This window comes from Mesorhizobium sp. M0601, assembly GCF_040320845.1.
Classification (GTDB): Bacteria; Pseudomonadota; Alphaproteobacteria; order Rhizobiales; family Rhizobiaceae; genus Mesorhizobium.
Genome location: NZ_JAMYQK010000011.1, coordinates 123536 through 145593 on the forward strand (window position 1 = coordinate 123536; position 22058 = coordinate 145593).

The following is a 22058-nucleotide window of genomic DNA, read 5'->3' on the forward strand; positions in this document are numbered from 1 at the left end:
TGCTTCGCAAAGCAGATGGCATTCGCAATCTGTCCAATCATCCTGACACTTGCTGCCATGCCGCTGTTTTGGCAATCAACAGCCGATGCTGCGGCCGCATCTTTGCGGACAAAGCAACAATCCATCAACTTTTCTGACTATATTGCGATGCAACTTTGAGGTAGAAGCGCGCTTCGCCGATCACGGCAATTTGAATACGGCCTCGCGCGCACCCATATCGGCGACGCGCCCCAAGTAGAAGATGCGGCCTGGCCGAACCCCGCGCACTGGAAAAAATGACGATGCCGAAATTCAGGTTTCACAAGCTTGCAGCCATTGTTGTGCTTATCGGTTTCGCCGGCTGGATGGCGACAGGCGAGTTCTCGTCCGTCGGCAGCGCGTCCGCCGACAACAAGCCCAAGGCAGGAGAGGTCGAGCAGCCCAAAACAGCCGACGCAGGCAAGCCCCAAACTGGCAAACAGGGGGCTGCCAAGCCGGGGACTGCCGAGGCGGAACAGCCCAAGGCGCCGTTGCGCACGGTCGCGGTCATAACCCCGCCGCGGCGCACCTATGCACGCGCTATCCGCATTTCCGGACTGACCGAAGCCGATAAGCGCGCCGTCCTGGCGACACGCGTCGCCGGCGTCATCGACAAGCTGCCGGTCAAGCAGGGCCAGCACGTCAAGACCGGCGACCTGATCCTGATGCTTGCCGCCGAGGAAAAAATCTCGGCGGTCGACAATGCCAAGCAGCTTGTCGTGCAACGTGAGGCAGAGCTGGCTGCGGCCCTGGGGCTGATGAAAACCGGCAATCTGCCCAAGCTGCAGCTCGACACAGCCCGCTCCAACCTGACGCTGGCCAAGTCGCTACTGGACGCAGCGCAAGCCGAACTCGACCGCAACGAGGTGAAGGCGCCCTTCGACGGCGTTATCGACCGGGTGCCAGTGGAGCTTGGCAGTTCCGTCATGCAGGGCGGCGAAGTGGCGACCATTCTGAAGCTCGATCCGGTGATCGCCCGCGGCGAAGTCAGCGAACGCGATCTCGGCTATCTGAAGATCGGCGACAAGGCCGATGTGCGTCTGGTCAGCGGCCAGAATGTCGAGGGCACGGTGCGCTACATCAGCCGCGATGCATCTTCGGCTACCCGTACCTTCCGCGTCGAAGTCGCCATCCCCAACGCCGATGGTTCCGTACCGGCCGGCATGACGGCAGAAATTGCGCTCAGCGCCCAGCCGACCGACGCCGTCATGCTGCCGCGCTCGGTGGTGACGCTCGGCGACAAGGGCGATCTCGGCATTCGCGCCGTCGACAAGGACGACGAGGTCGTGTTCTTCCCGATCGACCTGGTCGACGACACGCCGACCGGCCTGGTGCTCGGCGGCATTCCGGCCGACGCCCGCATCATCGTCGCCGGCCAGGAGCTGGTGAAGGAAGGCGAAGTGGTCAAGCCGGTCGCAGCCGACCAGGCGACCATTCAAAAGCTGTTGGGCGAAGCGACGGCCGGGACGCAGTAATCATGGACATCGTCAAACTTGCAATCAGCAATGCCCGGCTGACCATTTCGGTCCTGGTCTTTCTCATCCTTGCCGGTGCGGTCGCTTACCAGTCGACGCCGAAGGAAGCGGAACCCGACGTTCCGATTCCGATGATGTATGTCAGTCTGATCTACCAGGGCATCTCGCCGGAAGACTCCGAGCGCCTCCTGCTGCGGCCGATGGAAGCCAAGCTGAAGAGCCTGAAAGGCCTCAAGGAGATGCGCTCGGCCGCCTTCCAGGGCGGCGGTTATGTGCTGGTCGAATTCCAGCCACAGACGGATCTCGCCACGGCGCTGCAGGACACGCGCAGCAAGGTGCAAGACGGCAAGGCCGACCTGCCGCAAGCGGCTGAGGAGCCCGTGGTCTCCGAGGTCAACATCTCCGAGTTCCCCGTCCTGGTCGTGACGCTGTCGGGCGAGGTGCCCGAGCGTGTGCTGACGGCGGCGGCGCGCGAGCTGCGCGACCGCATCGAGGAAGTGCCTGGCGTGCTCGAGGGCTCGCTGCAGGGTGCGCGCGACGACCTCGTCGAAGTGGTCATCGATCCGATGAAGCTGTCTTCCTACGGGCTGCAGCTCGACCAGTTGATCGGTGCGGTCGGCGCTTCCAACAGTCTTGTCGCCGCCGGCAACATCGAAGGATCCGAGGGCAAATACGCGGTCAAGGTGCCCTCGCTTATCGAGACACCAGAGGATGTGGCGGCGCTTCCGGTCGTCGCCGGCCCCAATGCGGTGGTGCAGGCCAAGGACATTGCCACCATCCGCTCCACATTCAAGGACGCCGAGACGGTCACCCGCCTCGACGGCAAGCCGGCGATCGCCATCGAGGTGAAGAAGCGCATCGGCTCCAACCTGATCGATACGATTGGCAAGGTCAGGGAGGTGTCCGACGCCTTCATCAAGACGATGCCGGAGGGCATGCACGTCACCTACACGCAAGACAAGTCGGTCTTCGTGAATCAGTTGCTCGGCGACCTGCAGAACCACGTGATGATCGCCGTGATCCTGGTGTTCATCGTCATTCTCTACGCGCTGTCTGGCCGTGCCTCGCTGCTGATCGGATTGGCCATCCCATCATCCTTCCTGATCGGCATCCTGTTGCTGGCAATGATGGGCTACACGATCAACATGATCGTGCTGTTCAGCCTCATCCTGGCGGTCGGCATGCTGGTCGACGACGCCATCATCGTCACCGAATTCGCCGAGCGCCGCATGAGCGAGGGCATGCCGAAGGAGCAAGCGTTCGCGCTTGCCGCCAAGCGCATGGCCGGCCCGGTCATCGCGGCGACGATGACGCGCATTGCCGCCTTCTCGCCGCTGTTGTTCTGGCCGGGCATCATCGGCGACTTCATGAAATACATGCCGATCACGCTGATCGTGACGCTCTCGGCCTCGATGCTCTATGCGCTGGTCTTCGCGCCGACGCTGGGCGCGATATTTGCCAAGGCGCCGGCCCATCACCCCGACGACAATCGCGACGGCTGGTACATGGCCGTGGTCAAGCAGGCGGTGCATTATCCCATCACCGTGCTTGTCCTCACTGTGGCGCTGTTGTTCGGCGTCGGCTACGCCTATTCGAAATTCGGCGCCGGCGTCGAATTCTTCCCGAATGTCGAGCCTGACTACGGCCTGCTCTATGTCCACGCCCGCGGCAATCTTTCGCTCGCCGAAATGGACGCGGCCACCAAGACCGCGGAAAATCGGCTGCTCGGTTGGCCGGGCGTGAAGTCTGTCTATACCCGTGTCGGCAAGACGCAGGGCGGCGGCCAGGATGTTCCGGAAGACGTGGTTGGCGTGATCCAGTACGAATTCGTCGACTGGCGCGAGCGTAAATCGGCGAACTCAATCCTGGACGAACTGCGCGGCGTTATGGCCGGCATTCCCGGTGTCGACGTCGAGGTTCGCGTGCCGGAAGCCGGCCCGCCTACCGGCAAGCCGATCCAGATCAGGCTTTCGGCCGTCGATCCGAAGGGCCTTGACGACAAGGCCCGCGCCGTCGCCGCGCGCATTGCCAAGGTGCCCGGCGTCATCGATATTTCCGACGGTCTGGCGCCGCCCGGCGTCGACTGGGCGCTCGAGGTCGATCGCGCCAAGGCGGCGCAGTACGGCATCAGCCCAACCGCGGTCGGGACGGTCGTGCAATTGGTGACCAACGGGCTGAAGCTCAGCGAGTACCGGCCCGCCGGCGCCGACGATGCGGTAGACATCAGGCTGCGCCTGCCCGAGGATCGGCGCACGCTGTCGACGCTCGACGAACTGCGGGTGCAGACCGCGCAAGGCTCGGTGCCGATCTCGAACTTCGTCGTGCGCAAGCCGGAGCCGACGGTCGGTATCCTCAACCGCATCGACGGCGCGCGAACTGTGGTCGTCCAGGCCAACGTCGCTGCCGGCGCCCAGGTGGCAGCCGTCCAGCAGGAGGTCACCAAAGCTGTCGCCGACATGAACCTCGGCAGCGGCATTCGCTGGAAGCTTGCCGGTTCGAATGAGGACAGCGCAGAGGCTGGTGCCTTCCTCAGCAAAGCCTTCGGTGCGGCGATCTTCCTGATCTTCATCGTGCTTCTGGCGCAGTTCAACAAGTTCACCAGCGTCTGGCTGGTGCTGTCCTGCGTGGTCATGGCGACGATCGGCGTGTTCCTCGGGCTGCTGCTGACGGGAGAGGCATTCGGCATCGTCATGTCGGGCATCGGTGTCATCGCGCTGGCCGGGGTGGTGGTGAACAACAACATCGTGCTGATCGACACCTATGACCGGTTGCGCGAAGAGGGCTGGGACAAATACGAGGCCGTTCTGCAGACCTGCCGCGAGCGTGCCCGCCCGGTGGTGCTGACCGCGGTGTCGGCGATCCTCGGCGTGCTGCCGATTGCCTTCGGCCTCGGCCTCGAAATCTTTCATCACGAGACGACGATCAACGCGCCGTCGACGCAATGGTGGATTTCGCTGTCCTCGGCGATCGTTTTCGGGCTGTCCTTCGCCACCGTGCTGACGCTGGTGGTGACGCCGTCGATGTTGATGGTATTCACCCGCGCCAAGGTCAAACCCGGTGCGCGTCGGGCCTGGTTCAGCCGCCTGTTCGGGCGTCGCAAGGCCGAAATCCCGTCGAAAGGCCTGGACGCCGATCTGGGCGCCGAACCGGCGATCGCCTTCCCGAAGGCCGCCGAATAGAGTCCGGATCGCCGTCCTGATCAAGCAAAGGCCGCCCGGGAACAATGGGCGGCCTTCTGCATTGTTCCGTCATTGCAACCTCAAAGCGAGGATTTTCTGATGACGATCAGCACCATTCTCATCATTATTCTTATTCTTATTCTGATCGGCGCGGTTCCGGCGTGGCCGCATTCCCGGTCCTGGGGTTACGGACCATCCGGCATCGTCGGCGTCATCCTGATCGTTGTCCTGGTGCTGCTGTTGATGGGCCGGATCTGAGCGCAACCTTCCTCCCCGACCAGCGGCGGATGACCGTGAGGCCATCCGCCTTTTTTGGTTTGTTGTTAGGCAGCTTTTTGCGTCGTCTTGAGCGTGGCGATGCCGATATCCTCGAGCGCTTCCGACACCGCATTTTCCAGCGGCGTGTGCGGGATCGTACCGATAACGCTTTCCAGCCTGCCTGAAACCAGCCGGTGCGGCTCGAAGCGGAGATAGGACATCGAAACGATCTCGCGCCACATCGCCACGAACGGGCCGCCGGCACGCAGCACCCACCACGGCATCGACGTCAGTTTCAGCGAGCGCCCGAGCGCCTTCTCCGCGGCCGCCTTGATCTGCAGGTCGGTCACCGCATGGCCGGGAAAGTTCAGCGCCTCGTAGAAGCCGAGCTTGTCGAGATTGTCAGCCAGCCCGACGAAGGTCTTGGCCAGGTCGGGTAAATAGGCCCATTCATGCACGAGATCGACCGGCCCTGGGGCGGTATAGACGCCCTTGGTCATCTTGGCGGCAACAACCAGATCGAACCACGATCCGCTGCCGGTGCCGCCGAAGAAATCACCAGCGCGCAGCAGGATCGTGCGCACTCGACCTGCATCAGCCTCGCGGCGAAACAGATCTTCCATGGCGACGCGGATACGGCCCTTTTCCGTCGTCGGGCGAAACGGCGTGTCTTCGGCGATCACCGCCGGCATCTGCGAGCCGTAATTGTAGACGGTGCCCGGGAAGAGATGCAGCGCGCCGTTCGCCCGGCAGGCAGCCATCACATTCTCGGCCATCGGCAGGCATTTGCTCCAGTCGGTGTAGAGCGGGTTGAGGCCGTTGAAAATGATGTCGACGCCTTCGGTCGCGCGGATCAGCGCAGCACGGTCGAGCGCGTCGCCGGCGATCGCCATAGCGCCTTTGAGCTCGGCCGGCACCTTGCCGCTGCGGGTGATGGCACGGACATCGTAGCCGGCATCGAGGAAGGCCTTGGCGACCGTGCGGCCGAGGCGGCCATTGGCGCCGAGAATTGCGATCGTGGTCATTGTTCGTCTCCGTGTTGCGTTACGACCCCAATATTGTCTCTTCGCAAACGAATGAAAATTGACTACGATTGGCGATATGATATTCAATTTTGAATGGATATTGACTGGAACCTGATCAAGAGTTTCGTCACCGTGGCGGAGACCGGCAGCCTGTCGGCCGCCGCGCGAAAACTTGCCGCCAGCCAGCCGACGCTCGGCCGCCACATCACCGAGCTGGAACAGGCGCTCGGTGTCACGCTCTTCCGGCGCGGGCGGCGTGGCTACGGGCTCACGGAAGCGGGCAACACGCTCTTTGAACGGGGCCGCGCGGTGAGCGAGCAGGCGAGCGCCTTTTCGCTGCTGGCGCTGGGATCGGTCGAGGCGATAGAGGGTACGGTGCGCATTGCCGCCAGCGAAGTGGTGGCGGCCTATGTGCTGCCGGAAATCACAGCGAGGCTTGGGTTCGAGGAGCCGGGCATCGAGGTCGAGATCGTCGCCTCGAACCAGGTCGAGAATCTGCTGCGTCGCGACGCCGACATTGCCATCCGCATGGTCAAGCCGGCGCAGAATGAACTGGTCGCGCGCAAGGTGACCGACATTCCGCTCCGCGCCTGCGCGGCAAAATCCTACCTCGACCGGCGTGGCCGTCCGCGCGAGGCCCGCGATCTTGCCGGCCATGATCTGGTCGGCTTCGACCGCAGCGACGAGATCATTCGCGGCTTTGCCCAGTTCGGCGTCCCGCTCGCCCACAATGCCTTCCGCTTCAGGACCGATAATCAGATCGTGCTGTGGGAAGCGGTGCGGGCGGGAAACGGCATCGGCTTTGGCCAGGAGCCGCTCGCCGACCGTGATCCGCTGGTCGAGACAGTGCTGCCGGGTCTCCCACTGCCGACGCTGCCGGTGTGGCTGGCCATGCATCGCGACGTGCGCACCAGCGTGCGCATCCGCCGCGTCGCGGATTTCCTCTACGAAGAGTTCAAGCGCTATTCAGCCGGTGCAGGCTCGGCAGCAAATTCAGCGCGGTGAGCGAGCCCAGCCATCACCAGCACGACGACCAGCAGCCCGGACAGAGCGACGAAGATCGGGCCGAAGCTCGAGTGTTCGGCGATGAAGCCGATCGCCGACGGCGCCACCAGAATGCCTGAGTAACCCATTGTGGTGACGACGCTCATGCCGGTGCCGGACGCCATGCCCTCCTGGTTGCCGCCGGCCGAAAAGATGATCGGCACCATGTTGGCAATGCCGAGGCCGCAAAAGGCAAAGGCGGCAATGGCCAGCCAAGGCGAGGGAGCCAGCCCGGCCACCAGCATGCCGGCAGCAGCGGCAAGAGCCGAGGCGCGCAAGGTCGTAACGGCACCGAAACGGTTGCGGACGCCATCGCCGAGGAAGCGCATGACGGCCATGACACCGGAAAAGGCGGCATAGGCCAGGCCTGCGATGGCAAGATCGGCGCCGAGCTCCTGCCTGAGATACAGCGCCGCCCAGTCGAGTACCGCACCTTCGGAGATCATTGTCAGCAGCGCCATGAGCCCAACCAGATAGACCAGCGGGTTTGCCGGCAGCGCGAATTTGTGGTGCTCGGCGACTGGGTGCTTGTCCTCGGCGATCAGGTAGCGGACCGCTACGGCGATGACGGCAAAGGCAAGAGCCGTCACCACCGTCGCATGGGCGAGGTGACCGTAGTTCTGGATGGCGAAACCGCCCAAAGCGCCGCCGGCGAAACCGCCAAGGCTCCAGAAGCCGTGCGAGGACGACATGATGGCACGGGACAGCCGCCGTTCGACTGCCACTGCATTGGCATTCATGGCGACGTCCATGCCGCCGATTGAACCGCCGAAGATGAACATGGCGACGGCCGCAAGGGGCACGTTGGGGGCCAGAGCCACAACCAAAAGGCCGAAGCTGCCGGCAAGTCCGAACCAGCGCAGCACCGTGCGCGAGCCATGCTTCGAGATCAGATGGCCGCACCAGGTCATGGCAGTGACGGCGCCGGCACCGAACAACAGAATCAGCAAGCCGAGCGTGAACTTCGAAATGTCGAGTCGCGTCAGGAACACCGGGATCTGCGGCGCCCAACTGCCGGTCAAGAAGCCGTTGGCGAGGAAGATGCCGCCCACTGCCCAGCGTCCACGAATCGCGATCTGCGTGATTTTCTGCGCGTCCATCGGGTAGAATCCGGTCCGGAAATGGCGTTGGGCGGCAAATTAGATCGATTCAATTCGCAGTCAAGCGCTCTTCGCCGAAAGTGCTTGGACCAGACGCTACGTCCTCTCGCGTCGGCCAACCACCTCGGCGGTCCACTCCGAAATTCCTACGGCTCGGGATAAGGCCCGCCATCCTTGTGCACAAACCGGCCGTCAGCGTTGGTGCTCATCATGTCGATGTCGGAGCAGGTGGCGACGTCGTCGGGCCAGCGCGAACCGACTTCGAGATAGATCGCCATCGCGCCCGATTTATTGATCATGTGATGGCCGTTGCCTGATCCTTTCGGAAAGGCCGCGCAATCACCGGCGCGCAGCACCGTCTCGCCGGCATCTTCGACGAGCGTCAGCTCGCCTTCAAGCACGTAGACGAATTCGTCTTCGTGCGAATGCCAGTGGCGCTGGCTCGACCAGTTGCCCGGCGGCAGGCGCATGAGATTGATGCCGAAGTCGGTGAGCCCGCCTGCGTTGCCTAGCCGCTGGCGCACGCGTTCGGCACAGGGTGCATCGAACGGCGGTGGATAGGATGAGCCCTTGCAACGTCAATCTTAGGCACGGCGTCCTCCCTAGTGATCCCTAGGGCGCCTTGCCTCGAACTCGGCCTTCTTGGCGTCGGAGGCTTCGACCTGGTTCAGTGCCTGCCACTCGGCATAGGGCATGCCGTAGATGATGTCGCGCGACTGTTCCTTGCTGAGTTCGACACCTTCGGCTTGCGCCGCATCGCGGTACCAGTTGGACAGGCAGTTGCGGCAGAAGCCGGCGAGGTTCATCAGGTCGATGTTCTGTACGTCGGAACGCTCGCGCAGATGCGCGACCAGCCGGCGGAAGGCAGCGGCTTCGAAATCGCGCTTTTGTTCGTCGCTGAGTTCGGTCATGTCATGTTGGCCTCCCTTGGGCCTCATCATACCGGCCCGGTGCGAGAGCCGAATATTTTCACCGCATGTATATCGGCACGTCGATCTATCGCGTCAACGATCGGCGCCAGCCGTTCGGCCCAGGCGAGGGCACCCTTGCGGTCGGCGATCAGGTCCTGGCGGACCTCGAGCAGCGCATGGGCAAAGCCGTTGACGATGGCGTGCCTGAACATGGTATCGCCGCGCAGTGCGCCGTCATAGGGTTCGTTGTCGCCGACGATGAGGCTCTTGTCCTCGGCGAGCATGTCGATCAGCGGCCGCGCAACGCGGTCGTCCAGGTCCCACAATATGCCGGCGTGCCACGGCCGCACGAATCCCTGCATGGTCGGTGTGAAGGAATGCACCGAAAAGATGAAGGGTGCCTGCGCGGATGCTCGCGCCACAGAGGCGATCATGGCGCTGACGGCATCATGATAGGGGCGGTAAAAGCGGTCCAGCCGTCTTTCGCGCTCCTCCGGGGCCATGGGATAATTTCCCGGGATGATGGTGCCGTCATAGAGCTGACGAATCAGCGTTGGATCGTCTTCGCCGCGATTGGGGTCGATCAGCAGTCGCGAAAAATTGGCAAGCACGGCCGGAACGCCGAGCAGACTTGCGAGTTCGCGGGTTACAGTCTCGACGCCGATGTCGTAGGCGATGTGGCGGTCGAACTCCGCCGCCGGCAGGCCGAGACTGCCATACTCCTCCGGCAGGTCGCGGCGGGCGTGATCGGCCAGAAGCACCATGCCGCGCTTGCGATCGCCTTCGACGATATCGAAAGGCGCGAAAACTGTGGATCGGGTCATTGGCGGGAAAGGTCTGTTCGCTGGCTTTCGGGGAGGGTGGTATCGTCATTCCACGAAGAGAACGCTTGCGCAATGCCGTTGTTTGGCCACGGTTTCTGCCAAAAAACTGAGCAGGGGCGACCGCAAGCGCGCCAGAGCCTTCTAAATCGATTGGAATTGGACAGATCGGCGCGTTGACATGCGTACGGACTTTTCCGAAAAGGGGCGTTGAGAGATGCAAATGTGGTTCTTGAGGGGTTTCAGGATGGGTTTCGCCGGCAGGCTGCGTGTGCGCCACGCCTTGGCCATGCCGCTCCTGGTACCGGCCATGGCTCTTTTCGCGGTGATTTCGGCCTCGCCGGCACGGGCCGATTTCCGGGTCTGCAACGCCACGCAGAACCTGGTCGGTGTCGGCATCGGCTATCGCGCCAAGGCCGGCTGGATCACCGAAGGCTGGTGGCACATCGAAGGATCGAGCTGCAAGACGCTGATCGAGGGACCGTTGTCATCAAGGTTTTACTATCTTTATGCAGAAGACGCCGAGCGCGGCGGACGCTGGGATGGCCCGATCAACATGTGCGTGGCCGAAAAAGAGTTCAAGATCGCCGGCGTTACCGATTGCGTCGCCCGGGGCTTTCAGCGCGCCGGATTCCAGGAATATGACACGGGCGAGCAGGCAAGCTGGATGGTCCAGCTGACTGACGAGCCCGCAACGGATGGCGCTCCAGCCGCCCCGGGAACAAACAGTCAATGAGACGCAGCCGCAAGGTCAAGATCCTCGCCACCATCGGTCCGGCCTCCTCGTCCGAGGAGATGCTGAAGAAGCTGTTCGAAGCCGGCGCCGACGTGTTCCGCATTAATATGAGCCACACCGACCATGAATTGATGCGGACGCTTGTCGGCCGCATTCGTGCCGTCGAGGAGGCGGTCGGCCGGCCGATCGGCGTTCTCGCCGACCTGCAAGGGCCAAAGCTGCGCGTCGGCAAGTTCGCCAACGGCAAAGAGGTGCTGACCGTCGGTCAGACCTTCACGCTCGACGACAATCCCGAGCCCGGCAATTCGACGAGGGTCTACCTGCCGCATCCCGAAATCCTGCGTTCGGTCGAGGCTGGTCATCGCCTGCTGATCGACGACGGCAAGCTCGAGCTCAAGGCGGTCAGCAGCAACGGCAAGGCGATCGTCTGCACCGTCGTCGCCGGCACCACCATTTCCGACAAGAAGGGCGTCAGCCTGCCCGACACCGACCTGCCGGTCGGCGCGCTGACGGAAAAGGACCGCCGGGATCTCGACGCGGTTCTGGCGACCGGCGTCGACTGGGTGGCGCTGTCCTTCGTGCAGCGGCCCGAGGACCTGGCCGAAGCGCGCAAGATCGCACGCGGCCGGGCGCTGATCATGGCCAAGATCGAAAAGCCGCAGGCCGTCGCCCGGCTGGCCGAGATCATCGAGCTTTCGGATGCGCTGATGGTCGCCCGCGGCGATCTCGGCGTCGAGATGCCTCTCGAAGCCGTGCCTGGCATTCAGAAGCAGATCACCCGCGCCGCGCGCCGTGCCGGCAAGCCGGTGGTGGTCGCCACGCAGATGCTGGAATCGATGATCACCGCGCCGGTGCCGACGCGGGCCGAGGTGTCGGACGTGTCGATCGCCGTGTTTGAAGGCGCCGACGCGATCATGCTTTCGGCGGAGTCCGCCGCCGGCGCCTATCCGGTCGAGGCGGTGGCGATGATGAACCGGATCGCCACCAAGGTCGAAACCGACCCGACCTATGCCGGCATTATCAACGCGCAACGCTCGGAACCGGAAGCGACCGGAGCCGACGCGATCTCGCTCGCCGCCCGCGAAATAGCCGAGACGTTGAAGCTGTCGGCGATCATCACCTATACCGCGTCCGGCACGACCGGCTTGCGCGCCGCGCGCGAGCGGCCGCAAGTGCCGATCGTGGCGCTGTCGCCGATCCTCAACACGGCGCGGCGGCTGTCGCTGTTGTGGGGCACGCATTGTGTCGTTTCCCCCGACGCCAGCGACCTCGACGACATGGTCGACCGCGCCTGCCGCATCGCCTTCGATGAAGGTTTCGGCAAGCCGGGCGACCGCGTCATCATCACGGCCGGCGTGCCGTTGAGGACGCCGGGCTCGACCAACATGCTGCGCATCGCCTATGTCGGATCGGAAGTCGGCCGCTAATGTCGGCCGCGGCTGCCGGATAGGCCGGCTGCATGGCGCGTCGTAAACGCGGCGGCCCGGTGCATCGACGGCAGTTGGGCTGCGATCAACGCCGAACTCCGCCAGCTTGCATCAGCCTGTGGCCGGCCGTGAAGCGGTTCGAAGGCCCTATCCGATCTTGAGCTGGAAGTCAGTTAAGGTAATCTCTCCTGGGAGAAAGAGGAGGGTGATCCAATGTGGATGCGCACTGATCTTCTGGAACTCCTCGGCATTGAGCACCCGATAATCCAGGCGCCGATGAGCGGCATCACCACGCCGGAACTGGCGGCGACAGTCAGCAATGCCGGGGCGCTTGGCTCGCTCGGATGCGGCATTCTGCCTGCGGCGGCTATCCGCGAGCAGCTCACGGCGACACAGCACGCCACCAATCGTCCGATCAACGTCAACTTCTTTGCGCACCCGGCGCCGATACACGATGATGCGGCAGCCCAAAGTATGCGAGACCGCCTTCGCGGCTCCTATGAGGAGGTCGGCCTCGGACCGGTGCCCGAGCCGGGCGAGCCCTTCCCCACCTTCGATCGTGAGCGTCTCGAAATTGTGCTCGAGCTGCGCCCCAAGGTGGTCAGCTTCCACTTCGGTCTACCCGACACCGCAATTGTGCAGCAGTTGAAGGCGGCCGGCTGTACTGTCTTGTGTTCGGCCACCACCGTCTCGGAAGCGCGCCAGCTTGAGGCAGGAGGGGTGGACGCCATTATCGCCCAGGGATACGAGGCGGGTGGGCATCGCGGCACATTCACTGGCGACCCTGCTATCGGCACAGCCGGCACTATGGCACTCGTACCGCAGATTGTTGATGCCGTACGGGTGCCTGTAATTGCCGCCGGCGGTATCTTCGACGGTCGCGGCATTGCTGCCAGCTTTGCACTTGGTGCATCTGGTGTGCAGATCGGCACGGCTTTCCTGGCCTGTCCTGAAGCCAATGTGCAGCCAGTCTATCGCGCAGCATTGCGCTCGGCCAACGACGAGAGCACGTCGGTGACTCGCTGCTTCACTGGCCGCCCAGCGCGCGTGGTGCGCAACCGGTTTGTGATGGAAATGGCTGGTGAGGAAGATGCAGTGTTGGCGTTTCCGCTACAGGCGAGTCTGGTCATGCCGCTTTCGATGGCAAAGGATGAAAGCAAGCGGGCTGACTTTTTGCCTATTTGGGCCGGGCAGGGCGTTGCGAAGCTGCGGGAGATGCCGGCCGCCGCCCTTGTGGAGAAACTCGTCACGGAAGCAAACGGCATAGATCGGGCCTATAGGGGAGTAGGGGAGTAGGGGAGTAGGAGAGTAGGAGAGTAGGGCGCATGTGTTCCACAGTGCAATCTGCACCTCTCACATAGTCCCTTACTCCCTTACTCCCCTACTCCCTTACTGGTCTCAAATGCCTTCGCCGGCAAGCTCCTCGGAAAGTGCGGCGACCTGGTCCTGGGCGCTGCGCATCATTGGGTAGATGCCGAGCACGCGCTGCCAGGCCTCAAGTGCCGACTGCTTGTGGCCGGTTTCGGCCATGATCTGAGCCAGGCCCGAAAGCGCGCCGAAATGGCGTGGTTCGAGCTGCAGGGTGCGGTCGATGTCCGCCATCGACTTCCCGTAGTTCTTCATCATGAAATGAACAGTCGCGCGCCGGTTCCAGCCTTCCGCATAGGTCGGCTGCAAAGTCACAACCTGATCGAGGAAATCGAGTGCAACATCGAATTTCTGGTTTTCGATCGCCTTCTGCGACCATTGCATCATCAGGTCGATAGAGGCGCTGCCCGACTGGGACCACTCGCTGCCGATCCGTCCGGCGATGCGCTCGGCCGCCTTTTCATTGCGTTCGCGCTTGAGATCGGCAAACAGCTGATCGAGCCGCGCCTGTTTCGTCTTGACGACCGGAGGTGCTGCCGGCGGAGTTGTGGTCGGATCTTCAGCCCACGCCGGCAGCGAGACAGCGCCGGAAACGAGGAAGGCCGTGAAAAATGCAAAAAGAATCCGCATCGCGGGAATCTAGCCCCCGACGCCGGATCGTCAAACTGAATTTAGCGTGAGAGTCGTATCATGCGAACGGAGGCGCGCAGCCTCCGTCGAAAACTCAACCCTGGCGCGCCTTGTAGCGCGGCGCGGTCTTGTTGATGATGTAGACGCGGCCCTTGCGACGAACCAGCTGGTTGTCGCGGTGACGCGCCTTCAACGCCTTGAGCGAATTCTTGATTTTCATGGTCTTGCCCGTCGGTCTGGGCCCGGTCACGGGCCGAATTATTAAGGCGCGCCCACAGACGCGCCTTTGAACTGTGCGTGGCTCATAGACGAGGAGCGTTGCCCGTGTCAACCGCAAGCGCGTTGCCTAAACGATACGGACCGTTTCGTATCATCAAATATCCGTCACTGGCGTTGCGCAGGCTTGAGACGGCTGGAATGATGCGGTTGCGAATTGGAGATCGTCATGCGCCGAATTCTTGTGTCCGCCTGTCTTGTCGTCCTCGCGGCAGGTTCTGTTGCCTATGCGCAGGAATGCGACCGCAACGACGACAGCCAGCAGATGATGAACATCTGCGCCGACACGGACTACAAATCCGCCGACGCCAAGCTCAACAAGGCCTACCAGGATCTCATCGGCGGAACTGACGCAAAAGCCAGGAAGCTGTTGCAGACGGCGCAGCGCGCCTGGATCGCTTTTCGCGACGCGGAATGCAGCTATTCGGCCGCGGACAGCGAAGGCGGCTCTATCTATCCGATGCTGATATCGGAATGCCTGACGCGGCTGACCGACGATCGCACCAAGCAGCTCACCGCCGATTCGACCTGCGCGGAAGGCGATGTTAGCTGCGCCAGCCCCGACGAGGACGAGAGCGGCGAAATCCAGTAAGCGTAGGTTCTAACTTTGTGTTTGAGCATGATCTTTTCCGAAAACCGGATTCCACTTTTCGCTAGCGCGGACCTTCGGTTCGGGATCATGCTCTAGCTGCGGCGGCTCACGCGCGTAAAATGGCCCATCTTGCGGCCGGGCCGCGCCTCGGCCTTGCCATAGAGGTGCAGCATCAGATCGGGCTCGGCGAGCAGCTCAGGAACGCGCCTGACATCGTCGCCGATCAGGTTTTCCATGACGCAGTCGAACTGCCGGGCGGGATTTCCCAGCGGCAGGCCGGCGACGGCGCGGATGTGCTGCTCGAATTGCGAGATGGTGCAGGCGGCCTCCGTCCAGTGGCCGGAATTGTGGACGCGCGGCGCTATCTCGTTGGCCAACAGCGAACCGTCGGCAAGGACAAAGAATTCGACGCCGATGACGCCGACATAGTCGAGCGCTGCAAGGATCTCTGCCGCCGCCGTTTGAGCCGCAGCCGCCGTCTCGGATTTTACTCCGCCCGGCAGCGTCGAGCTGTGAAGAATACCGTTGCGATGGACATTCCACGCTGGATCGTAGGCGGCGAGCGAGCCGTCGCTGCCGCGCGCGGCGATCACCGAAATCTCGCGCTCGAAGGTGACGAAGGATTCCAGGATCAACGGCACGTTGCCCATCGCCTCGCAAGTGCCGGCAAAGCCGCCTGTTTCCATGTTGCGGAAGACACGCTGGCCCTTGCCGTCATAGCCCATGCGGCGCGTCTTCAATATTCCGCTGCCGTTGAACTGTTTCAGCGCAGCCGTCAGTTCCTCGTCATTGTCGACGGGGCTGAAATCCGCGGTCGGTATGCCGATGCCGTTGAGGAATTTCTTTTCCGCCAGCCGGTCCTGCGCCACTTCCAGTGCGCGTGCCGGCGGATAGACCGGCACCGTAGAGGCAAGTGCCGCGGCGGCCGCGACCGGTACGTTCTCGAATTCATAAGTAACGACGGCACTGGCCGCAGCCAGCTCGCTAAGCGCGGCCGCGTCGTCATAGGCGGCGACGATCTGCCGGTTGGCGACCTGTGCCGCCGGGCAATCCGGCTGCGGCTCCAGCACGACGATGCGGTAGCCGAGGCGGGCCGCGGCCATCGCCAGCATGCGGCCAAGCTGGCCGCCGCCGATGATGCCGATGCTCGATCCCGCCGGCAGGCTCACGGCGCGTCCGTGGGCTCGGCGGCCACCTTGGCGGTCTGCGCGGCGCGCCAGCTATCCAGCCGGGCGGCGAGCTTTTCGTCGCTCAGCGCCAGCACCGCGGCGGCCAGAAGGGCAGCGTTGGCGGCGCCGGCCTTGCCGATGGCCAAAGTGCCGACCGGAATGCCGGCCGGCATCTGCACGATTGATAGCAGCGAGTCCTGGCCCGACAGCGTCTTTGATTCCACCGGCACGCCGAACACCGGCAGCGGCGTCATCGCCGCCGTCATGCCGGGCAGATGCGCCGCACCGCCGGCACCGGCGATGATCACCTTGTAGCCGGCCGCCTTGGCGCCCTTGGCGAAATCATAGAGCCGGTCGGGCGTGCGGTGGGCCGAGACGATCAGGCGCTTGTGCGGAATTCCAAGCGCCTCAAGCGTTTCGGCGGCGTGGCGCATCGTCGCCCAGTCGGACTGGCTGCCCATGATGATGGCGACGTCGGCGCGGTGATCGTCCAAGCTTCAGCTCTCCGGCGGCAAAAGCGCGCATTAGCTGAAATCGAGGGGAGCCGCAAGGATGGCCGGAAACGGCAAAGCCGCTTGTGTCGTCTCCGTGGCTGCGCACATGCACAGGAGCGGTCTGTCATCGGGTGGCCGCTGCTCGGAAGCGGTTGACGAAGTCGTCAAGTTCAGGCCGTTCGACATCGGAAATCGCCCAGTAGGAAAAAGCGCTGTCGCTCCAGTGGACCAGCGAGAAGCCACCAGCAGAAAGATCGACCGGTCCGGCTGTCGAGCCGGTTTCCTCGGGCGCGGCGACGAGAGTGATCAGGTGCTCGCGGTGCCTGTAGACCAGTGCCGGCACTGGCTGGTCGGCGATCACCTCGACCCGGCCGCCGAGCAACGCGAAGCCGTCATTGGCAAGGTCTGGCGCAGGCGGCGACAGGCCGACCCTGCCATCGAGCCAGGGTTTGACCGTATGCCTGTCCGACGAGACGACGTCCACCGGGCTGGCTGCCAGCAGGCTGCGGCGATGGCCGCTGGCGACCGCGGCGGCAAAGCTGTCGGGCGCCCTGCTCAGCATCATCCATTGCGTCGCACCGCTGGCCAGCACGGCGGTAACGATGATCGACGCCGCCAGCGCGCGCCAGTCGAACGCGCCAAATCGGTGCACCGCTCTGTGTGCCGGCGGCACTCGAGCGACGGGCGCCGGCGCCGGCAGCACTTTCTCCGTACCGGCTGTCCCGATTGCAGCGATGCGAGCCTTGAAATCCTCACGGACATCGAGCCTCGGCAGCCCGCTGACGACCGTCTGCAGCGCAGCGATGCGGGCATGCTCGGCGGCGAGCGCCGGATCGGCCGCGATGCGTCGCTCGACAGCCAATGCTGCTGCTGCGTCGAGCTCGCCATCGACCAAGGCATGGATCATCAGCTCCACGCCCGCCGGGTCATCGGGCAGTCCATCGTTGTGCGCGCTCATGGCGCCCTCCCAAGTTGGGATATCAGCAGACCGCGCGCCCTCGCCAGCCGCGACATCACCGTGCCTAGCGGCACGCCAAGCAGCGTCGCGATCTCGCGATAGCTGAGGCCGTTGATGTCGCGCAGCACCACAGTCTCGCGAAATTGGTGCGGCAGCGCGGCGATCGCCGCCTCGAGTGCGGCCGTGTCGGCCTTGGCGATCAGGCTTGCCTCAGGACTATCCGTATCCGGCAGGCCGGCGCCATATGCAGCCGTCATGTCATCGAGGTCGCTCAGGTCGCCGACGGCGACGATACTGCGCGGCCGGTTGCGCGCCAGCCAGGAGTAAGAGGCGTTGCGCACGATCGCCAGCAGCCAGGCGCGCGCATTGCCGCCGGCATAGCCGGCGATGCCCCCATGCGCCTTCAAACAGGCCTCCTGCACCACATCCTCCGCGTCGGCGGCGTTGCCGGTCAGCCAGCGGGCAAGCGCAAGCGAATCCGCGAGATGGGGCAGAACCACCTCGCGAAAGCGCTCGGTCGCGGCCTCTTGGTTCAACACCGTCGCATCGCCCGGCATCCCGGGCAGAACCTTCCGAAAATCCTCACGGAGCGACGGTGATCCTGCCCTGCATGTGCGGGTGAAGCCCGCAGAAATAGGCATAGTCGCCCACTTTGGTGAAGGTGAAGGCATATGTGTCACCGGTGTCAAGCGCCTTGGAGCGAAACGAGGCATCGTTGGCGACCACCAGATGCGGGATGTCGTCGTCATTCTCGAAGGTCACGGTAGTGCCCTGCTTTACCGTCAGCACCGCCGGTGTGAAGGCAAAGTTCTCGATCTTGACCATTGGCTGGTCTGCTGCGTTCAGTGGCATGGCAACCATTGTCAGGATCGCCGCCAAACCGAACGTGACAGGGGATACGAGCAAGACGCGGGATGGGAAGCGGATCATCGCATTTCCCCTCAGGCCAGCGTGCTGTCGATGATGGCGAGGTCCTGCCCGCCTTGCGTGACTGTCACGCTGCTTGTGCCGAGCAGGCTGCGCAACTGGCCGGCAGGTACCGTCATCGGCCCGGGTGAGGCTGCGGTGCCCGGCGCCGGTTGCGGGAAAGCGGTCGAGCGCGCGGTATGAAAGGTAACGTTGCCTTCGACCTTCTGCATGATCTGGTGGATATGGCCGTTGAGTACGGTGACAGAGCCGAAGCGCTTGAGCAGGGCCAAGGCCTGCGCCGCGTCGTCGGTGCCCCAGCCCCATTCGGGATAAACAGCCCATAGCGGGATGTGGGCAAAGACGACGATTGGCGTCGAGGCGGTGACCGCCTTCAGATCATCGGCCAACCATGCCAACTGGTCGGCGCCGAGATTGCCCAGCCCGCCAGCCTTCAGGTTGACGACGTTGACCAGCCCGATGAAATGGACGCCGTTCTGGTCAAACGAATACCAGCCGGCGCCCTTGGTGCCCTTGCCGTAGCGGTCGAGATAGGCCTGGCCATTGCCGTCATCGATCAGGTCGTGCTCACCGGGCACATAATGCACGTCGAAGCCTGCGCCGCCGATGATCTGGGCAGCGTTGTCGAACTGCGCGACTTTCGACAAATGGGTGATGTCGCCGGTGTGGATCATGAAAGCGGGCTTTTGCGGCAACGCCTGGATCTTGCCGATCGCCTCCTTCAGCGTGTCGATGGCGTGCGGGTTGGCAGCCTTGTCGAAGCCGATGTGGCTGTCGGAGATCTGGAGGAAAGTGAAGCCGGTGGCCAAGGCCTCGGCGGCTTGCGACGCACCGAGCAGGCTGAGCGAGACCGGCACGCCGGCCGAAATTGTCCACAGCACTCCCGTGCCGGCCCAGATCATGCATTCCAGTGCATGACGGCGGCTGATGCCGTCAGCTTCATTGTCGTGGTGGTGGATCATACCGGTCTCCTGCACGCCGGAAATGGCGTCTGTTTGGGAGACCAATGGGCGGGGTGGTTTATTCCGCCCGAAGACTAAAAGTTCATTCACACTGCCGTGATGGCGCACTGGCCCGATGCGAAGCCGGTGCTGGAAGGCACTGGCTCGACCACGCTCTGGCGATGTCTAGTCCGGCCAGCGCAGCGCTCCGGCGGACTGCTTGCGAGCGGGTTTCATCGCATCCGCGGGCCGATCGGCAGCACTCAACACCGCCCGCAGGCGTTCGGCAACGATCTCCGCCTCGCCGGGATGGAGATTGCACGGATCAAGGAAGAAGTGACCGCGCTCGACCTCGTGGTTGCGCACGATCACGGGCGGTGAACCCGCCGCAAGCGCCGAGGCGAGGCCGGCGGCGGTGAAGCGGCTTTCCGGCGCAACGAACACCTGCAGGCGGTCGAGAGGATTTCCGGTCGGATCTGGAATGATACGTGCCTCGATGCCAGGCAGGCCCTGCAATGCGGCTTGCCACAGATGCAGTGCGGCTTCTTCCCGCTGGCGAATGCCGGCATGGTCGCGCCGCTCCCAGGCTTCCAGGGCCGCCATGGTGCCGGCAATGCTCTCCTTGCCGACCTTCATGGCGCGCGCAACGCCGCGGTTCTGGAGATAGGCGGCCCGTACCAGATCCTTGCGGCCGGCAACGATGCCGCTTGTCGGCCCTGAGAGAAATTTGTGCCCGCTGTAGACAACAATGTCGGCGCCGCGCGCCAGAAAGCCACGCAAATCGTATTCCGAGGCGGCGTCGACGATCACCGGCACGCCCTTGGCGTGGCAAATCTCGCAGAACTCCTCAAGCGAGAGCATGCCGTATTGCACGGTGTGGTGCGCAACGACGTAGAGGGCTGCCGCGGTCCGGTCCCGGATCGCCTCGGCAGCATGATAATCCTGGGTGACGCTGACCGTGCCGGCAGGCACTGCCTTGGCTCCGGCAAGCCGGATCGACTGGTCGATCGGCGCGCCATAATTGACGATGTGACCAAGCTGAACGATGACCTCCGATTTGAGGCCCTCGGTGTCGTCCGGCAGCCGCTCGATCGCAAGAAGGCTGGTCCCGGTCATCGCGCCGGCAATCGCCATTGTTATGCCGCTGGCGCAGCATGCGGTGATGAAGCCGGCCTCGCCGCCGGTAAGGCGTGCAATCACCCTACTTGCGGCGCGCTGCAGATCGTCCATCTCGACCCATTGCGAGGCCATTTCCGACATTGCGGCAATCGCTTCTGGCACGATGATCGAAGCACCGAGTGCCGTCATCGTGCCGGAGACATTGATGATTGGGCGAAGGCCAAGCCGTTCGCGGATTGTCGTGTTGGAACGGTCAGCGGCATAGGTCGTCATCTCTGTAGATCCTGTTTAAGATTTCAGGCGGCGATCTCGACGACCGCCTCGATTTCAACTGTGATGTTGCCCGGCAGCGAGCCGACACCGATCGCCGAACGGGCATGTCCGCCAAGCGTATCAAAGACGGCCGCGAAAAGATCGGAACAGCCGTTCACCACCTTGGGATGCTCGCTGAATGTCGGCGTCGCATTGACAAAGCCAAGCAGCTTGACGACGCGCACGATGCGGCCGAGGTCGCCGGCCGCCGCATGCATGACGGCGAGCAGGTTCAGGCCGGTCAGACGCGCATGCCCGTAGGCCTCTTCAACGCTGACATCCTCTCCGACCTTGCCGGTGCAGAGCGCGCCATCGGCGCGCAACGGCCCCTGGCCGGAGAGGAAGATCAGCCGTCCGCTCTCGGCATAGGTGACGAAGTTGGCGATGGGCTTCGGCGGCTCGGGCAGTGTCAGGCCCAATTCCGCGAGCCGGATGTAAGGCGTCATAAAAGCTCCTTGCGACAGCTTTCGCCGTCCGATGTCAAAAATGCGAGGCGCGAAACCGCGCCAGGAAACTGCGAAGGCGTTCATTGTCGAACCCTGCCGCCAGAATCTCGGCGGGTGGTCCGACGGCACTGACGCCGCCATCCGCCATGAAAACGATGCGGCTCGATGCGTCGCGCGCAAAAGCCATTTCATGCGTGACCATCAGCATCGTCATGCCGTCTTCGGCGAGGCTGCGCACGACCTCGAGCACCTCGCCAACCAGTTCGGGGTCGAGCGCCGAGGTTATCTCGTCGAGAAGCAATATCTTCGGCTCCATCGCCACGGCGCGGGCGATGCCGACGCGCTGCTGCTGGCCGCCGGAAAGCTCGGCCGGGAGACTGTCGGCTTTGTGGGCGAGGCCTACGCGGCCGAGCCAGTGCTCGGCAATGGTGCGGGCCTCGGCATTGCTCTTGCCGCGCACCTTGCGCAGGCCAAGCATGATGTTGCCGGCCGCAGTCAAATGCGGAAACAGATTGAAGCTCTGGAACACCATTCCGGTCTCGGCTCGCATCGCCGCCAGGTCGCGCTCGCTGCGTCGCTGGCGCGTTCCCGTCTCGCGATAGCCGACTTCTTTGCCGTCGATACGGATCGAGCCGCTGTCGTAGCTCTCCAGGAAGTTGACGCAGCGCAGCAGCGTGGTCTTGCCGCTGCCGGAGGGGCCGATGACAGTCACGACCTCGCCGCGTGTCACTTGCAGGCTGACGGAGCGCAGGACCTCGACGGATCCAAAGGCTTTGGAAACCTCGGTGACATCGAGAAGTGCCGGATTCTGGTGCGAGGCATTGGACATCGT

At 63.6% G+C, this 22058-nt stretch carries 25 protein-coding genes; 9 read left to right on the forward strand and 16 right to left on the reverse strand.

Annotated features, from left to right (window positions below):
- Window positions 1–15 precede the first annotated feature (15 nt).
- The 4 genes from NKI41_RS13365 (at window position 16) to NKI41_RS13380 (ending at window position 4930) form a co-directional block, all read left to right on the forward strand.
- Window positions 16–159, forward strand: a complete 144-nt coding sequence (locus NKI41_RS13365; RefSeq protein WP_352452504.1) for a hypothetical protein — start codon at window positions 16–18, stop codon at window positions 157–159.
- Between the two features lie 122 nt (window positions 160–281).
- Complete coding sequence (locus NKI41_RS13370; RefSeq protein ID WP_352683392.1) at window positions 282–1493, forward strand: efflux RND transporter periplasmic adaptor subunit; 1212 nt, start codon at window positions 282–284, stop codon at window positions 1491–1493.
- A gap of 2 nt (window positions 1494–1495) precedes the next feature.
- Window positions 1496–4672 (forward strand): efflux RND transporter permease subunit, encoded by a 3177-nt coding sequence (locus tag NKI41_RS13375; RefSeq protein WP_352683394.1) that lies wholly within the window; start codon window positions 1496–1498, stop codon window positions 4670–4672.
- A 99-nt stretch (window positions 4673–4771) separates the two neighbouring features.
- Window positions 4772–4930 carry a DUF3309 family protein gene (locus tag NKI41_RS13380; protein WP_023678456.1) on the forward strand — a complete coding sequence of 53 codons (159 nt, stop codon included), beginning with the start codon at window positions 4772–4774 and terminating at the stop codon, window positions 4928–4930.
- A 65-nt stretch (window positions 4931–4995) separates the two neighbouring features.
- Here NKI41_RS13380 and NKI41_RS13385 read toward each other — a convergent pair whose 3' ends face one another.
- The gene (locus tag NKI41_RS13385) at window positions 4996–5955 is read right to left on the reverse strand and encodes an SDR family oxidoreductase (protein ID WP_352683396.1); all 960 of its coding nucleotides are present in this window, start codon (window positions 5953–5955) and stop codon (window positions 4996–4998) included.
- Between the two features lie 93 nt (window positions 5956–6048).
- On the opposite strand from NKI41_RS13385, the gene NKI41_RS13390 reads away from it, so the two are divergent.
- A complete protein-coding gene (locus tag NKI41_RS13390; RefSeq protein ID WP_352683398.1) occupies window positions 6049–6960 on the forward strand; it encodes a LysR family transcriptional regulator in 912 nt (303 codons plus the stop codon).
- Here the strand turns inward: NKI41_RS13390 and NKI41_RS13395 are convergent.
- The 4 genes from NKI41_RS13395 to NKI41_RS13410 form a co-directional block, all read right to left on the reverse strand.
- Window positions 6918–8099, reverse strand: a complete 1182-nt coding sequence (locus tag NKI41_RS13395; protein WP_352683400.1) for an MFS transporter — start codon at window positions 8097–8099, stop codon at window positions 6918–6920. The genes NKI41_RS13390 and NKI41_RS13395 overlap by 43 nt on opposite strands.
- A gap of 146 nt (window positions 8100–8245) precedes the next feature.
- The gene (locus NKI41_RS13400; protein ID WP_502893702.1) at window positions 8246–8623 is read right to left on the reverse strand and encodes a cupin domain-containing protein; all 378 of its coding nucleotides are present in this window, start codon (window positions 8621–8623) and stop codon (window positions 8246–8248) included.
- Between the two features lie 78 nt (window positions 8624–8701).
- A complete protein-coding gene (locus NKI41_RS13405; protein ID WP_352683402.1) occupies window positions 8702–9010 on the reverse strand; it encodes a DUF1244 domain-containing protein in 309 nt (102 codons plus the stop codon).
- A 26-nt stretch (window positions 9011–9036) separates the two neighbouring features.
- Window positions 9037–9834 (reverse strand): N-formylglutamate amidohydrolase, encoded by a 798-nt coding sequence (locus tag NKI41_RS13410; RefSeq protein WP_352613454.1) that lies wholly within the window; start codon window positions 9832–9834, stop codon window positions 9037–9039.
- 286 nt (window positions 9835–10120) lie between these two features.
- Between NKI41_RS13410 and NKI41_RS13415 the strand changes: the two genes are divergently transcribed.
- From NKI41_RS13415 to NKI41_RS13425, 3 genes are all read left to right on the forward strand, one after another.
- Window positions 10121–10567, forward strand: coding sequence for a DUF1036 domain-containing protein (locus tag NKI41_RS13415; protein WP_352489443.1), 447 nt, complete (start codon window positions 10121–10123; stop codon window positions 10565–10567).
- Window positions 10564–11994, forward strand: coding sequence for a pyruvate kinase (gene pyk / locus NKI41_RS13420; RefSeq protein WP_352454861.1), 1431 nt, complete (start codon window positions 10564–10566; stop codon window positions 11992–11994). The genes NKI41_RS13415 and pyk overlap by 4 nt, the downstream gene beginning before the upstream one ends.
- Window positions 11995–12207: 213 nt before the next feature.
- Window positions 12208–13290 carry an NAD(P)H-dependent flavin oxidoreductase gene (locus tag NKI41_RS13425; RefSeq protein ID WP_352683404.1) on the forward strand — a complete coding sequence of 361 codons (1083 nt, stop codon included), beginning with the start codon at window positions 12208–12210 and terminating at the stop codon, window positions 13288–13290.
- A gap of 102 nt (window positions 13291–13392) precedes the next feature.
- Here the strand turns inward: NKI41_RS13425 and NKI41_RS13430 are convergent, their stop codons facing one another.
- A complete protein-coding gene (locus NKI41_RS13430; protein ID WP_352489294.1) occupies window positions 13393–13992 on the reverse strand; it encodes a tetratricopeptide repeat protein in 600 nt (199 codons plus the stop codon).
- A 94-nt stretch (window positions 13993–14086) separates the two neighbouring features.
- On the reverse strand, window positions 14087–14212 hold the full coding sequence (gene ykgO, locus NKI41_RS13435) for a type B 50S ribosomal protein L36 (RefSeq protein WP_006327841.1): 126 nt from the start codon (window positions 14210–14212) through the stop codon (window positions 14087–14089).
- Between the two features lie 225 nt (window positions 14213–14437).
- Here ykgO and NKI41_RS13440 point away from each other — a divergent pair, with 225 nt between their 5' ends.
- Window positions 14438–14860 carry a lysozyme inhibitor LprI family protein gene (locus tag NKI41_RS13440; RefSeq protein ID WP_352683406.1) on the forward strand — a complete coding sequence of 141 codons (423 nt, stop codon included), beginning with the start codon at window positions 14438–14440 and terminating at the stop codon, window positions 14858–14860.
- A gap of 92 nt (window positions 14861–14952) precedes the next feature.
- Here NKI41_RS13440 and NKI41_RS13445 read toward each other — a convergent pair whose 3' ends face one another.
- The 9 genes from NKI41_RS13445 to NKI41_RS13485 form a co-directional block, all read right to left on the reverse strand.
- Entirely contained in the window at window positions 14953–16029 is a 1077-nt protein-coding gene (locus tag NKI41_RS13445; protein ID WP_352471166.1) for a 5-(carboxyamino)imidazole ribonucleotide synthase, read from the reverse strand.
- Window positions 16026–16523 carry a 5-(carboxyamino)imidazole ribonucleotide mutase gene (gene purE / locus NKI41_RS13450; RefSeq protein ID WP_023678468.1) on the reverse strand — a complete coding sequence of 166 codons (498 nt, stop codon included), beginning with the start codon at window positions 16521–16523 and terminating at the stop codon, window positions 16026–16028. The genes NKI41_RS13445 and purE overlap by 4 nt, the downstream gene beginning before the upstream one ends.
- 124 nt (window positions 16524–16647) lie before the next feature.
- A complete protein-coding gene (locus NKI41_RS13455; protein ID WP_352683408.1) occupies window positions 16648–17481 on the reverse strand; it encodes an anti-sigma factor family protein in 834 nt (277 codons plus the stop codon).
- A complete protein-coding gene (locus tag NKI41_RS13460) occupies window positions 17478–18038 on the reverse strand; it encodes a sigma-70 family RNA polymerase sigma factor (RefSeq protein ID WP_502901206.1) in 561 nt (186 codons plus the stop codon). The genes NKI41_RS13455 and NKI41_RS13460 overlap by 4 nt, the downstream gene beginning before the upstream one ends.
- 25 nt (window positions 18039–18063) lie before the next feature.
- The gene (locus tag NKI41_RS13465; protein ID WP_352683410.1) at window positions 18064–18411 is read right to left on the reverse strand and encodes a cupredoxin domain-containing protein; all 348 of its coding nucleotides are present in this window, start codon (window positions 18409–18411) and stop codon (window positions 18064–18066) included.
- 11 nt (window positions 18412–18422) lie between these two features.
- On the reverse strand, window positions 18423–19370 hold the full coding sequence (locus NKI41_RS13470; RefSeq protein ID WP_502895005.1) for a metallophosphoesterase family protein: 948 nt from the start codon (window positions 19368–19370) through the stop codon (window positions 18423–18425).
- A gap of 165 nt (window positions 19371–19535) precedes the next feature.
- On the reverse strand, window positions 19536–20741 hold the full coding sequence (locus NKI41_RS13475; RefSeq protein WP_352683411.1) for an aminotransferase class V-fold PLP-dependent enzyme: 1206 nt from the start codon (window positions 20739–20741) through the stop codon (window positions 19536–19538).
- A 23-nt stretch (window positions 20742–20764) separates the two neighbouring features.
- On the reverse strand, window positions 20765–21226 hold the full coding sequence (locus tag NKI41_RS13480) for a RidA family protein (protein ID WP_023678474.1): 462 nt from the start codon (window positions 21224–21226) through the stop codon (window positions 20765–20767).
- A gap of 34 nt (window positions 21227–21260) precedes the next feature.
- A complete protein-coding gene (locus NKI41_RS13485; RefSeq protein ID WP_292655694.1) occupies window positions 21261–22055 on the reverse strand; it encodes an amino acid ABC transporter ATP-binding protein in 795 nt (264 codons plus the stop codon).
- Window positions 22056–22058 lie beyond the last annotated feature (3 nt).

Bases quoted from the DNA above. Each gene is read 5' to 3' on its own strand.
- NKI41_RS13365 (WP_352452504.1), top strand. From the start codon at position 16: ATGGCATTCGCAATCTGTCCAATCATCCTGACACTTGCTGCCATGCCG.
- NKI41_RS13370 (WP_352683392.1), top strand. From the start codon at position 282: ATGCCGAAATTCAGGTTTCACAAGCTTGCAGCCATTGTTGTGCTTATC.
- NKI41_RS13375 (WP_352683394.1), top strand. From the start codon at position 1,496: ATGGACATCGTCAAACTTGCAATCAGCAATGCCCGGCTGACCATTTCG.
- NKI41_RS13380 (WP_023678456.1), top strand. From the start codon at position 4,772: ATGACGATCAGCACCATTCTCATCATTATTCTTATTCTTATTCTGATC.
- NKI41_RS13385 (WP_352683396.1), bottom strand. From the start codon at position 5,955: ATGACCACGATCGCAATTCTCGGCGCCAATGGCCGCCTCGGCCGCACG.
- NKI41_RS13390 (WP_352683398.1), top strand. From the start codon at position 6,049: ATGGATATTGACTGGAACCTGATCAAGAGTTTCGTCACCGTGGCGGAG.
- NKI41_RS13395 (WP_352683400.1), bottom strand. From the start codon at position 8,099: ATGGACGCGCAGAAAATCACGCAGATCGCGATTCGTGGACGCTGGGCA.
- NKI41_RS13405 (WP_352683402.1), bottom strand. From the start codon at position 9,010: ATGACCGAACTCAGCGACGAACAAAAGCGCGATTTCGAAGCCGCTGCC.
- NKI41_RS13410 (WP_352613454.1), bottom strand. From the start codon at position 9,834: ATGACCCGATCCACAGTTTTCGCGCCTTTCGATATCGTCGAAGGCGAT.
- NKI41_RS13415 (WP_352489443.1), top strand. From the start codon at position 10,121: ATGCCGCTCCTGGTACCGGCCATGGCTCTTTTCGCGGTGATTTCGGCC.
- pyk (WP_352454861.1), top strand. From the start codon at position 10,564: ATGAGACGCAGCCGCAAGGTCAAGATCCTCGCCACCATCGGTCCGGCC.
- NKI41_RS13425 (WP_352683404.1), top strand. From the start codon at position 12,208: ATGTGGATGCGCACTGATCTTCTGGAACTCCTCGGCATTGAGCACCCG.
- NKI41_RS13430 (WP_352489294.1), bottom strand. From the start codon at position 13,992: ATGCGGATTCTTTTTGCATTTTTCACGGCCTTCCTCGTTTCCGGCGCT.
- ykgO (WP_006327841.1), bottom strand. From the start codon at position 14,212: ATGAAAATCAAGAATTCGCTCAAGGCGTTGAAGGCGCGTCACCGCGAC.
- NKI41_RS13440 (WP_352683406.1), top strand. From the start codon at position 14,438: ATGCGCCGAATTCTTGTGTCCGCCTGTCTTGTCGTCCTCGCGGCAGGT.
- NKI41_RS13455 (WP_352683408.1), bottom strand. From the start codon at position 17,481: ATGAGCGCGCACAACGATGGACTGCCCGATGACCCGGCGGGCGTGGAG.
- NKI41_RS13460 (WP_502901206.1), bottom strand. From the start codon at position 18,038: ATGCCGGGCGATGCGACGGTGTTGAACCAAGAGGCCGCGACCGAGCGC.
- NKI41_RS13465 (WP_352683410.1), bottom strand. From the start codon at position 18,411: ATGATCCGCTTCCCATCCCGCGTCTTGCTCGTATCCCCTGTCACGTTC.
- NKI41_RS13470 (WP_502895005.1), bottom strand. From the start codon at position 19,370: ATGATCCACCACCACGACAATGAAGCTGACGGCATCAGCCGCCGTCAT.
- NKI41_RS13475 (WP_352683411.1), bottom strand. From the start codon at position 20,741: ATGACGACCTATGCCGCTGACCGTTCCAACACGACAATCCGCGAACGG.
- NKI41_RS13480 (WP_023678474.1), bottom strand. From the start codon at position 21,226: ATGACGCCTTACATCCGGCTCGCGGAATTGGGCCTGACACTGCCCGAG.
- NKI41_RS13485 (WP_292655694.1), bottom strand. From the start codon at position 22,055: ATGTCCAATGCCTCGCACCAGAATCCGGCACTTCTCGATGTCACCGAG.